The organism is Methylobacterium sp. GC_Met_2 (assembly GCF_026540795.1).
Classification (GTDB): Bacteria; Pseudomonadota; Alphaproteobacteria; order Rhizobiales; family Beijerinckiaceae; genus Methylobacterium.
Window position 1 is genome coordinate 111,663 of record NZ_JALNUM010000004.1, and the last position, 12,587, is coordinate 124,249.

The 12,587-nt window shown below is 60.1% G+C and carries 6 protein-coding genes and 2 pseudogenes; 2 read left to right on the forward strand and 6 right to left on the reverse strand.

The features are described 5' to 3' along the window. Window positions 1–23: 23 nt before the first annotated feature. Window positions 24–3,494, reverse strand: coding sequence for a TM0106 family RecB-like putative nuclease (locus OXS49_RS03000; RefSeq protein ID WP_267421677.1), 3,471 nt, complete (start codon window positions 3,492–3,494; stop codon window positions 24–26). Window positions 3,495–4,063: 569 nt separating this feature from the next. On the opposite strand from OXS49_RS03000, the pseudogene OXS49_RS03005 reads away from it, so the two are divergent. Further along, window positions 4,064–4,739 (forward strand): annotated as a pseudogene (locus OXS49_RS03005) (transposase). Window positions 4,740–4,757: 18 nt separating this feature from the next. On the opposite strand, the gene OXS49_RS03010 reads toward OXS49_RS03005, so the two are convergent. Continuing rightward, window positions 4,758–7,244 carry a tetratricopeptide repeat protein gene (locus tag OXS49_RS03010; protein WP_267421679.1) on the reverse strand — a complete coding sequence of 829 codons (2,487 nt, stop codon included), beginning with the start codon at window positions 7,242–7,244 and terminating at the stop codon, window positions 4,758–4,760. Then, a complete protein-coding gene (locus OXS49_RS03015) occupies window positions 7,201–7,659 on the reverse strand; it encodes a hypothetical protein (protein WP_267421681.1) in 459 nt (152 codons plus the stop codon). Before OXS49_RS03015 ends, OXS49_RS03010 begins: the two co-directional genes overlap by 44 nt. A 2,428-nt stretch (window positions 7,660–10,087) precedes the next feature. On the opposite strand from OXS49_RS03015, the pseudogene OXS49_RS03020 reads away from it, so the two are divergent. Continuing rightward, window positions 10,088–10,357: pseudogene (locus OXS49_RS03020) on the forward strand (IS66 family transposase zinc-finger binding domain-containing protein); the annotation flags it as partial. A 152-nt stretch (window positions 10,358–10,509) separates the two neighbouring features. Here the strand turns inward: OXS49_RS03020 and OXS49_RS33580 are convergent. The 3 genes from OXS49_RS33580 to OXS49_RS03035 form a co-directional block, all read right to left on the reverse strand. Next, on the reverse strand, window positions 10,510–10,704 hold the full coding sequence (locus OXS49_RS33580; RefSeq protein ID WP_346016924.1) for a transposase: 195 nt from the start codon (window positions 10,702–10,704) through the stop codon (window positions 10,510–10,512). A 352-nt stretch (window positions 10,705–11,056) separates the two neighbouring features. Continuing rightward, a protein-coding gene (locus OXS49_RS03030) for an IS630 family transposase (RefSeq protein WP_267421687.1) occupies window positions 11,057–12,012 on the reverse strand; the annotation gives its coding sequence in 2 pieces (ribosomal slippage) (window positions 11,057–11,661 and window positions 11,661–12,012; 957 coding nt in all). A 116-nt stretch (window positions 12,013–12,128) separates the two neighbouring features. Continuing rightward, window positions 12,129–12,518 carry a hypothetical protein gene (locus tag OXS49_RS03035; RefSeq protein ID WP_267421688.1) on the reverse strand — a complete coding sequence of 130 codons (390 nt, stop codon included), beginning with the start codon at window positions 12,516–12,518 and terminating at the stop codon, window positions 12,129–12,131. Window positions 12,519–12,587: the final 69 nt, after the last annotated feature.

The window sequence follows — 12,587 nt, forward strand, 5'->3', positions numbered from 1 at the left end:
ACTAAGCCGAGACCGAAAATTGTCTAATCACAAATATTTGCCTCGTAAAATGAATGGCTGCTAGCGGCGTAGGCTTCCGCCCAGCAAAAGACATTTGCCAGGCGCATCTCCTCGACGCTGCGGGCAACGAGATCGAGCAGGCCAGGCGAGGCGATAAGCACTGCGAGGCAGCGCGCCCTGCTGATCGCAACGTTGAAGCGGTTACGAGAGAGCAGGAATGCGGCGTCGCGCGGCATGTCCTCGGCGCCAGACGTCGCCATTGACACCAGCACAACTTCCGCTTCCTGCCCCTGGAAGCGATCGACGGTGCCGACTCGAGCACCGCCGGGTAGCCGGGCGCGCAGGAGATTGACCTGCATGTTGTAAGGCGCGACGACGAGAATATCGTGTAGCTCAAGCTGACGCTCTTCCCCATTGCGACAGATGACTCGCTGCTTGAGGAGGCTGGTGAAGAGCGCAGCCGTCTCCGTGGCTTCCTCTTCAGACTTTTGCCGGCAGCCGGTATGCGTGACGGGATGGAAGGCGAGACCGGTGGGTTTGAGAGCCGGGTGCGCAATTTCGTTCAGGACCAGCCGCTGCACGGCGCAACCGGCTTCCGATTGGAGCTGTCCATCATAGACAGCGGCGGAGACGAAGCGGCAGAGATCGGGGTGCATGCGCCAAGTCTGGGAGAGGAAGATGCCGCGCTCCGGCGGCACCACCGCATGTCCCTCAAGCAGGTAGTTGAGCGCGGAGAGACCGCTGTCGCGGGGATGCGCGCCCTGGATCGGCTGCGCCAGCTGCATCTGATCGCCGATGAGGACGACCGACCTCGCTGATTGCGCCATGGCAACGAGATTGCCGAGCGAGACTTGTCCGGCCTCATCGATGAAGAGTACGTCGCGGCTGGCCTGCAACTCCTCTCGGGCGAAGAGCCAGGCCGTGCCGGCTAGGATGGGCATAGCCGGGTCGATCTTCTTATTATCCGTCACGCTTTGGATAAAGCCGGCGCCCTCATAGGCGTCGCCGTCACCGTCCTTCTTCTGCCCGCAGATGGCGGACCGCCGGCCGGCCTCGGTTAGGCGTGTCTCAACGGCGTAGAGGACGTTATCGATCGCCTTATGGCTGTTAGATGCAATGCCGACGGTCTTGCCGTCTTTGACCAGCGCCGCGATGAGATGCGAGGTCGTGTAGGTCTTTCCGGCGCCCGGCGGCCCCTGGATGACCAGCCAGGATCGGTCGAGGCTGCGCACGGCCGAGATGGCCTCCTCCAGAAGGCGGCGCGGGTCGTCACGGGCCGCTAGGGTGATGACCGGCAGGCCTGGTTCCCGCCCAGAAAAGTGGGGCGGTTCGCGGCGGAGAAGGGCGGCGATATGCGGGAAGACGCTGCTATCCTCGGCAAGGCCTCGGGCGACCCGCCAGACCGCATCGCGCAGCACGTCGGTGCTGATCGGTCCACCCGGGATGAGGCAGCCAACCTCTGGCAAAGGACCGGCTTTGGCGCCCCGCTTGACAACGACGCAGCGCGTCGCTTCATCTATGGTGAGGATGGTGCCGGCGGCTTCACCCGTCGCTGCGAGATGCACAGCCATGCCTTCGCGCAGCTTGGTCTCCTGCTCGGGGTAGCGGAAGCGGAACGTAAGGCTGCGCTTGTCGGCGCCGATCCAGTCCTCGCCGTCGCGGATGCAGCCACCGAGGCACTCTTCGTCGTCCTGCAGGTCCTCGACGCTGCGCTCCTGACGATCGAAGAAGGACCACCAGGCCGGCTTGGCCTCGCGGCGGTGGAATCCCACGAGGTCTGCCATGAGCTGCCGGGCTGCAAAGTCCGGCACCGCGGCATCCCCGGCGATGGACGTTTCCAGCTCAGCTTGCGTCTGCTCGCGCGCCTCGCGGTTCACTCGCTTGTCGCGATCCTCAGCATTTTCCACCTCGGCCGCTATCGGAGCACTCGGGATGCCACCCTCGGTCGCTAATTGTGCAAGCCAGTTCCGCAGCAGCATCGTAGAGTGGCAATCGTCGCGGTTGTAGTCGCGGATGGCCTCCAGACTGCGTGGGTCACCGGTCTGTTGCCAGTGGTCGTAGATGACGAGGCTGTCCCCGCCGGAAATGACCTCGGTGGTGCGCTTCGGCATGTAGAAGCGCTCTAGGCTTTTGATCGAGTAGCTTGCTTCGCCCACGCGCACACCGTCACGCACTACTCGGTAGAGGTCGACCATGCGCTCCCCGCGCAAAAGATTGTCTACGGACTCTTCGGCGACGGCATGCATCGAAGCCAGCCGCCGCAGAGCTGTCTTCTCGTACGGGGCGTAGTGATAGAGATGGGCCTTGGGCGCGGCGGCAAGACGGCGCGTGAGAAACGTCATGAGCTCTGTGAGGGCGATCTTCTCCTGCGCGCGGTCATGTGCCCAGATCGCGAGGAAGCGGAGTTTGGGGTGCCCGGGCACCGGTTCGCCGTCGGTGTCACCTGGTCTAGCCTGCCAGAGGATGCCGCAGAGATATTCGAGACCGCCCGGATGCATCGGGTCGCCTTCGAAGTCGAAGAAGAGATCGCCGAGGTCGGGCGGGGGCAGGCGCGCCAGCCCTCGGCCGGCAAGGGGTGGCAACAACTCATAGATGCCGCGGTCTTCCGCCTGGCTCTGCTTCTGCAGCCGGGCCTGCTGGACTAGGCGCGCGAGGGTTTCGGTGCCTACGCCCGCAACGCGTAGCTCGGCATAGGCGCTCAGCAAGGACGCGGTGGAAACGTCGGCCGTCAGCAGGTGCTGACGCTGCCGCCGTGTGATGTCGGCGACCCGGCTTAGGTGATCGGCCGCGTCCCAAGCGGTCTCGCAGGTCGGCGACCAGTCGCATTTGCCGCAATAGGCGCAGGGTTCGGGCAGCAGGCCGGTGGGCAGGTCCTCCGCAAACTGTTCCAGGCGGGCGGCCGCCCGGCGGACATAATGGCGAACCTCGGAGAGACGAAAGCGCTCGATGACGTAAGGCGTCGCTGGATCGCGGCTACCGAGCATCAAAGCGCCAAACTCAGCGGCGCGCCCCTGCAACTTCTCAAGAAGATCGCCATATAGCGCGATCTGCATTAGGTGTTCGGGTTTAGCGTGATGCGCTAACTTGGCGTCCCACGGTTCGTATGACCATGACCAGCGCTGACAGGGCTGTTCGACGCGTATGAGGTAGTCGGCGTAACCGATCCAATGGCGATCTGCGAGGGCCGCCTGCGTGATCAGCCGCGCGCCGTCATTCATCGCCCGGTCGGTTTCTGCCATCCGGCTTTCAAGCGAACCGGACGATATCACGATGGGAGTGCCATGATCGCGGGCCAGCGCCGCGGTGCAGCCCGCCTCGTGTTCTTGACCTTTTCGCTGGATAAGCGCGGCCTGAGGGTCGACCGTGTGGATCGCCGCCTCACGCAGACCCCGCCGGCGCTCCAGCGTCCAGGCGGCAGAGGCAGAACAGCCTAGAAAGTTCGCGAGAAAGGTGGGCGAGAGACGGCTCTCCGCCCGCCGTGTCGATCCCGTCATCGTCCCCCGCTCAGACAATCTAACGTTTCTGAAAACGATGGTGCCGAGGAAAGGTCGAGACCGCAAGTTGCGAAAAGGTAACCTCAGTTGAAAAAAGGAGGTCGTCGCCTCTTGCGCCGGCCTTTTAAGCGCTGGCCGCGGAGACACCTTGCTATTGCGGCGCCTGCTCATCCTTACTAATGCGCAGCCGGCCCCAGCGCGAGGCGCACCCGGCTATGCCGACGTATACTTCGGGGATAGAAGGCAACGCTCGGAACGAGCTGGGCGAAACCCGGACCGGGATGGTCCGATAGCGAGCCGTGGACTTCTAGGTGCACACGTTACGCTCGCGTTACGTGAGCTGCTGAACTTCAAAAAAATCGTCCTGACAAATAGCCGCGAAAGATAGATAATTTTCGAGCCCAGCACGTCATTACAAATTAGATGCTGGCACGCTATGGTGGTGGCATCGGCTTAGAGTTGCTACCAATGAGGCGACGAGGGCGCGCAAGCTGTCACCGGTAGACACGCTGATAGATAAGAGTGTCTAACCGAACGGCCACGGATTGTCTGGGCCGGCGTTGGTTTGTATGGCACGCCTGCTTCTGCCCGGTGATCTCGGGGTCGCGATCGCCCCGCTCATTCTGGCGCCTTGGCCACACCGGAAGGGCAGACACCGTCCGATCGAGAACCGTGCGGCGCTGACCTGCTTCTTGTTCAGGCTGCGCTCAGGCCTATCCTGGGATATGCTGCCGGCTGAGATGGGCCGCGGCTGCGAGATGAGTTGCTGGTGGTGCCTACGCTACTGGCAGGAGGTGGGGGTGTGGGTGCGCCTGCATCAGGTCTTGCTGAAGCACGTGCACGCAACCGGTGACATCGACTAAAACCGGGTTTGCCCGGACAGCGCGTCGGTCCCGGCGAAAAAAGAAGCTCTCCCACCGGCCCGAATCCGACGGGCCGGGGCAAGCCGGGCACGAAGCGCCACCTCGTCACCGACGCGCGCGGTACACCGATAAGGCCTATGATACCAAGTCCCGACGTCGAAAGTGCCGGGCCCGTGGGATCAAGCTGCGCATCGCGCTCAAAGGCATCGAGAGCAGCGAGCGGCTCGGGCGTCACTGCTGGGTCGCCGAGCGCACTCATGCTTGGTTCAATCACTTCCGCCGCCTGCCATTCCGCTACAAGCGGCGCAGCGACATCTACGAGGTCATCACCAGCCTCGCTGCAAGCCCCATCACCCTCAACGAGATCAAACGGTTCTGCTAGCCAATCTAAAATCGGCATTCAGCCGTTGTCATTAGCTACATCGGATCTCGAACGCTTCTCAACCTCCTCAATCGCTTTATCTCTCAGTTCTTGGACAGGCTCAAGCCAATTAGCCCAATTCATATCCTTCATGCTAGATATGCAGCAGTCCAGGATTTTGATGGCGTCATTCAGCAGCTTAGTGCCATTCTTCCGCCGCCCAAGCAGCTCGGTCGCAACCCCTCTATGGACCTGAGCGCGCAACCAATCCTGGCCGTTGCGATCGCGCGTCCAAACCTGGAGCGCGGCGTTAAAAGCTTCGATTGAGCGCTCTAATTGCCCGACATCGCCCTCGCGCTCCGAGAGCTTCAATAAAATTACTCCCAAGCTATTCTGTGTCGTTGCCCAACCAGTTCCATCTTGATCTCGTGTTCTAACTTTCAAAGCGAGTAAGAACGCCTCTGCACCACCCCTTAATGCCTCGACATCGTCCTCTACCTCGCCTTGCAAGCGGAGTACCACACCAATTCTATGCTGGGTGGCGCCCCAAAGCTTGGGTTCGCTTTCGTATGTCCACACCTGAAGTAGCGAGGTGAATGTTTCAAACGCTCGTTTCAGCCATGTCGTCTCATTTTGCAGTTCGCCTAATGCCAGGAGCGCGCAACCGAGGTTATGTTGGCTCAATGCCCAAAGCGCTGGATCATGTGCTCGCGCGTCAACAGCAAGACCCAAAACATCTACGGCCCGTTCCAGCCGCTGAGTACTCCCCGAAATTCTCCCAAGTGAAAGCTGTGCGCGCCCGATATCATGATGAATCATGCCCCAAGAATTGTCCTGCGGATTACGTCGCAATGCAGCAGATTCAAGGTGGTCTGCCGCTTGTCTAAGTATATCTAAGTCATTTTTCTCGTCGCTGAGGCCCAGCAAGGCCAATCCCAATTTATGATGAATATCAGCCCAGTTTATTTCAGTGGACGGAATTTTTTCTAAATCAAGCGTCGTTTCATATAATTTTGTAGCCCTGATTATAACGTCATGTTTCTTTTCTAGATTACCTAGCTCAATGAGAGCATCGGCAAGGCTGCACTGCGTAAATATCCAGGAGAGAGGGCTGCGCTCACGGGTCCGCTCTTGCAGGGCGGCCTCAAAAGCAGCGATCGCTTGATTTAGAAGAGAAGCCCTATCCTGATCGCCATAGATATTCAGAAGAGATATACCAAGATTATGTTGTGTGGTGGCCCAGCTTAAAGGGCGCTCTTCGCGATTATAAACAAGTATAGCTGCGCGACAGGCATTAACAGACGCAATAAAATGACGGATCTCTTTAGTAAGCTTGGCTATATCGAGGTGCGTTGACGCAATATTGCTTTTCGCAAGCGCCCAATCATTAGGTGTATCTTTACGAGACCAACGTTCAAGAGCAAAATTGAAAGCTTTAATCGACATTTCCAAATAAACTGGGTTACTTTCCATTCGAGCCATTATAGACAATGCTACGCCAAGGCTATTCTGGGTGGAAGTCCAGTTCAAGCGGTCGGATGTCGAATTCCAAATTTCTAAGGCAGCATTAAATGACCCTATCGCGCGTTTTACAAGCTCGACCTTTGTTTCTCTGTCGCCGAGCGCCCGTAATGCAACACCAATATTATGGTATGTCAACGCCAGCCAATTTGGAGAGCGCTCACGCGAACATAAAGACAGACACTCATCGAATATCTCGATGGACCGCACCAACCGAGTGATTTCAATATCGCGTTCGCCAAGTTGTCTGAACGATATTCCTAGGCCATTCAAAGCGTTCGCGCGCTCGTCATCCGTCTCCGCAACAGAAAGCATTTTCTTGTTTAATTCAACTGCGACTAGAAGTGAAAGATTTGAACCCCCGACTGTTCCATCGCGCATTAATTTGTCAAGCCGAACTTTGTAATCTTCGGTATATTCTGGACGACCGCCAAGACAATCAATCGAAACAATTCGCCTTATATTTTCTGCGACCTTGAACGCATCGCGATTTACCATATGAATTTTGATCAATTCTTCTATCAAAACCAACTGCGATTTATGGTGCCGCGCCTCTAACTGTTCGAGAGCCGTTTCAATAATCGCTGCACCTCCTTCCAAATCGTTCCCTCGGATTCTGAGTGCCACCTGCGCGGAAACTGAATTGACAAACTCGTCATCGCTTGCGCCTTTTTCCCCTTTCGATATAAGGTCAAGCGCTATGCTGACTGCCCATTCTAGTTCTTGTATTGCTTGCGCAAAATCGTGGACATCTCGCCTAAGATTTTTGGCCAATCTAATGATAGTTTGGCGCTGAAGACCAGCTGTTTCGAAGTTGTTGAGCGCGCCACGAGAGTCGAGGATCTCCAGTAGTGTACTGACAATCTCGTCTGCGTCCGAGCCGACCCTCACGTCGCTTATGTTTATTGTTCTCGCGACAACATCGCGGAGATTCACGCCAATTTTATTCATTTTCTGAGCATTAGTTTTTGTGTTTGGTCGTTGGCACGCCTGCGCGCACGCCATCAATCTCTATATCCCCCTGGAATTTACTTCGTTCGATAGACACGCCATCTCCAGCGGAAACAATGTTCCGCAGCCGAGCGTTTGTCGAAGAGATATCGCTCAATTTCACACCAACTACTCGCGCCGCTTCCGGCGCATCTTTCAATATCAACTCAATAAGATTGCGCGACTTGTCCAATAAATTTGTATCGTTTTCTGCTTCATTTTTGCGAAGCTCATTTTCGAGTTCACCTCGCAGGTCTGCCGAACCTGGCTTTTGTTCAAGCCGTTCAAATGAAAATGACATACGCCTACCTCTAAGTGCATCCTTTAGCGACGAGTACGCATCTTTTACTGCAAGACTTATTAACTCTTTGCTCGCCAATGCGCCGGCGCCTAGCGCCAAACTGATAGAAATAGTTTCAATGGGGTCCATAAGCATACCTCTTCTACAACCGAAGCGTGACGGCACTCTATATACGCTACCCGCAATTTATGGCTAATATCAAATTGTCGTGACCTTGCGCAACAACCTCGCCTAATATATCACTAGAACGTAGTCGTATATAGCATCGAAAGCTCAATTTTAGTGTCGCGCAGCCAAAACTTGGCATCGCGATCCGTTGGGCAAAACTGGTGTGAGTTGACATTTCGCTGCCTTGCCTGAATTAGCAGCTATATGATCAAACTGGGGTTCATGCTTGCGGCAGTGCTCATCCATTGCAAGCTGCCTGCCAGGGATCGTAAGGAGCAGCGCGAGCATTCCAAGCCTGGCAGCGCCAAGCAGGGGCACGACGACCATAGCGGAGTGCTGAGCGCCATTTCCCTATAGGATTTTTGAGCACCGTCCTGAGGCTTACTTGCGCTGCGGCGGCAACCTGCAGGTCGCTCTTCCGACTCGGCTCGTCAGCGTCTCTGAGCAAATCGAACCGCCCGCGGTGGCGCCGGTCGTGGCGAAGCACGGGTTGCTTACCGTATGTTGCCCGAGCTTCCGGACGCGCGTGATCGTGCCTGCGACCGAGGCAGCGCGGGGTAGGCCGTTCGGTCTCAGTTGCATGCGGTGGCGACGTACATCAAGGCCTCTCAGGCACTCTCGTACGAACGGTTTCAAGCAGCGGTCTCCGACCTGTTCGGTTTCACGCTCAGCTAGGGCGAGGTGATGAACCTGCCCCGTCGCCTGTCCGGTCAAACAAGGTGCACTTCAAATCGAGAGCTCGAACACACTCCACTTAGTGTTCCACCGAACACAAGCCATCGTGCCCATGGCCTAGCCGACGCGCGACGCCATCGTGATTTGAGAGATGACGGAGGGCCACTGGCCGGGGGGTGGATCTCTGACCGTTACACTGCCCTTAGGGCCACCACCGCACGCGGGCAGCATATCTAAGCTCGAGCGTGCCACGATGATGCCCGACATAACGACTCTCAGCGAAGTCGAGACGGCAACGGGGAGTTCACTTTCGACTTACCTAAATTTACCAAATGATAAGCCAGCCAAATCGGCAAATATTAAGGGACTTGAAATATCATCAAAGCATATCGGAAAATTATTTCATGATAGACGCTGCGGTCAGCCGCTGATTTATTTCAATAGCTTTGCTTTTTGACGAACACATGGAGCGCCGCTTCGCTCAAGCAATGTTTTCTAATTGTATTATTTATCCGAAAAATGTTTCGTGCGTGCGATGCGCTCGATCTCATTCTTCACCGCCGACAACCAAAGCCGTATTGGACTCATGAAAGATAGATGCAGCGTGGCTGCTCTAAATCAATATCTGAACAAACACAAGCGGGTTTGCCTGGTTTTGCCGCGTTGTCTTTGTGCCGCCCATTTACAAATCCCGTTGAGCCGTTGTTGTCAAACAACAACAATTTACAGGATTTAGAAACTTGGAGCCCATCTATTAAACCCTGCAAAACCAGCAAACCCCGCTGTTGGGGTCGCTTGTGGCAACCGTCTCGGGGGTAACGATCAGCCCCACCCGGGATACCCAGAGGTGGTAGGCTCGTTCCCTGAGGGCGCCATCCCCCCTGAGCCTTGGAACTATCTCCGCTGGTAGATAGTCTAGTCCTCGCATTTTGGGGGCTGAACGCGGAGATGTGTCGGTTGGTTCGTATCGTCTCGATCGTCGCCGGGGCCGGTGCCCTGGTGGCTTGTGGGCCTGCCTGGGCGGCGCCGGAGATCACCCTGGCGGCGATCGCCACGGGCCGGCTCTACATCGTCGGGACCACCGAAAAGCCGCACATGCCGGTGGTGCTGGAGGATAAGTTCCGCACGGAATCGGACGACAAGGGCAAGTTCCAGTACGAACTGGTCTACATCCCGCCCGCTGCATCGTTTCCGCGTCGATCGACGGCAAGGCCGTGGAGGCGGTGGTCAGCAATTGCAGCGAGCAATGCCCGGTCGTCCCGCAGAACGCCGTCACCGGTCCGGCAGGGGCGGTCACATCCGTGCCGGCGATCCCACCCGCCGGCGCGGGTCTCCCGCGTCCGACGCGGCCGCACCGGGCCGCGACCGCCGCACCGCCCGCCCGGACGGGCGCGGATGTCGGGGCGGAATCGTCCGATGCTGCGCCCTCCGGCGCCCCGCGGAAAACTCAGATCGACCGGCCGCCGATGCCACCGCAGCGACCGGCCATCGCGCCGCCGTCGCCAGCTCCGCAGGCCAAGGCCATCCAGCCCGTCAAGCCGGCACGCAAACCCAAGCCGGCGCCACGAGAGGTTCCGGACGATGCCAGCCCGCCGATTGCGGACTAATGGGCTCATGCGCTGGCAGCCGGAACCTCTGCATAGGGCTGCCGGCTCCACATTTGCTGTAGGCGCCACCTCAAGATCAATTTGGACTGAATTGATAAGAGTTCGATCCCGCCAGGAAGTCCAGCAGGGTCAGCAAACGGCGCACCAACCGCAGCGCTCTCCCTGCCCACCTGCCGCGGATCGAGACCCTCGTCGACGTAGACAGCACCGTCTGCCCATGCTGCTCGGGTGCCCTGCACCAGATTGGCGAGGACGTGTCCGAGCGCCTTGACGTCGTGCCAGCGCAGTTCTGCGTGCTGGGGCTCCGCCGCCCATGCTATGCTTGCCGGGCCTACGGGAACGCGATCGTGCAGGCACCCGCAGCGGGGCGGCTGATCTTCCTTCGAGGACCTCGGAGGCTGTAAGTTGAACGGCCTTCGGGGGATATGCGGGCGCCGTGAGGCCGCCTCGCGCTGGTGCGTGTAACCGCGCGGTCGTGCTGGGCCCCGATCGTGCTCGGGCGTCGCCTCCGGGTGAGGCGGCCCGCCCCTCATGCGAGGGCCGCTCTGCGCAATCTGTGCGCGGTGAGGATGTTCATCGCCAGGGCAAAGCCGGTCATCTCATGCGCGAGCTTGCGCAGGCCGCGCGCTAGCGGCCGGTCGAGACCGAGGTTGCGCAGGCGGGCATGGACCAGCTCGCAGCGTCCGCGGCGTCGGTAGATCACCTTGGCCGGCTCGTCCGCCATGCGGCTGCGCCAGGCGGCGACGCCGGGACCGTCCCCGGGCGGATCCGGTGGGGATCGCTCCCGGCCTTGCCCCGGCCGGCGGGCAATACACCGCGGTGCCGCGGGCATGGGCCGCCTCGATATCGTCCGCGGCCTGGAAGCCGCCGTCGATCAGGTAACGCGCGGGCCGGCGCCCGTAGGTCGCGGCCAGCCCCGCGGCCATCTTCATCACCCAGGCCTGCAGGTCGGTGGTCGAGGCGCGCGGTTCTTTCTGCTTGGCGCTCGCCTTGGCGTTGGTCTGCGCCCGCTTGGCCCGGAACGCCTCGACCTTAGCCAGCGCCGCCAGGGCTTTCTCGACTAGAGCTGTTGTCGTTTAGGTTGGGTCATAAGCGTCGTATCCGGCGGCGGCGATGTAGTTGCGGCATTCCGCTGGAGTGAAGGCTGCGAAGGCCCGGGCGATGGCTGCCCAAAGGTCTGGGACGGTTCGGGCAGCGGCGGTGCGCAGCAGCGCCTTAAGCTTTGAGAAGGCCTGCTCGATCGGGTTGAAGTCGGGCGAGTAGGCCGGGAGGTAGAGGAGCCGCGCGCCGGCCGCCTCGATGGCTTCGCGCACGCCGACGACTTTGTGGGATTGCAGGTTGTCGAGGATGACGGTGTCACCCAGCTTCAGCACCGGGACCAGGGTGTCGGTGACGTAGGCGCGGAAGCGCGCGCCGTTGGTGGCCCCGTCGAACAGGGTGGTGGCGACCAAGCCGCTGGTGCGCAGGGCGGCGGTGACGGTGGTGGTCTTGTAATGGCCCTGGGGCACGAGGAGCCGGCAGCGCTCGCCGCGTGGAGCCCGACCGTAGGTGCGGGCCATGTTCGTGGCGGTCGCCGTCTCGTCGATGAAGACGACGGCATCGGGGTCGAGGTCGAGTTGACCCTCGAACCACGCCTCCCGTGCGGCTCTCACGTCCGGACGCTCCTGCTCGGCCGCGTAGACAGCCCCTTTTTACGGGTGATCCGATGCCGGGCGAAGAACCGCCACAGCCCGCTGATGCTCGTGCGGACACCCTGCTCGGCCAGGATATCACGCACCTCGTGCAGGAAGGCCTGCGGCTGCTCCCGATCGACCTGAAGGATCCGCTCAGCGTGCGCTTCGATGGCCGGTGCGGGTCGCTGCCCGCACGAGGGCCGGGGTGCGATCGCGCCCTCCGCCTGGAAGCGTTCATGCCAGCGGATCGCGCTGGATGGGCCGACCCCGAAGCGCTTGGCCGCCTGTCGGCGCGAAGCTCCCGCCTCGATCGCCGCGATCACGCGTTCTCGCAGATCCATCGATAGCGCTGACGGCATCCCGACCTCCTCGGAAAGCCCAACATCGAATCAGATCCGCAGACTGCCTGCTACCCCCAACGATTCAACCCAGCCGGACACGGCTCTAGTGCCAGGCGATCCTGGGCGGCACTCGCCTACAGCGCCGCCTGCCGCAACGCTCGCCTCCGGCCCGTGGCACCGGGATCCTCGGCCTCGTCCCGATCGAGCCGGGTCAGGGCCACACGCGCCTTATCGAGTTCGCGCTCCAGGGTCGGACGCCGCCGGAACGAGGCGGCCCCGGCATCGGCCCGGACCTCGTCCTGGGCGACCTCGTCGCGGTCGATCAGCCCGGCCGCCAAAAGGCTCGCCGCGGGCCGGGCGAGCAGATTGTCCAGGCAAAGAGTCTCGTCGGTGCGGAAGTCCGACAGGGCGTGTTGGTTGAGGCTCACGCCCCCGCACAGCCAGCGATAGGCCGGGACGCTCGCGCACAGCCGGGCGATCTCCCGAACGCTGCCGACTCCATCGCCGATCGCTTTCGCCGTCAAAGCCAGCAGCAGCTGCGGCGTGTTCTGGGCCTAACCAGGATGGCCCACACGCGCCTTCACCCAGGCCGC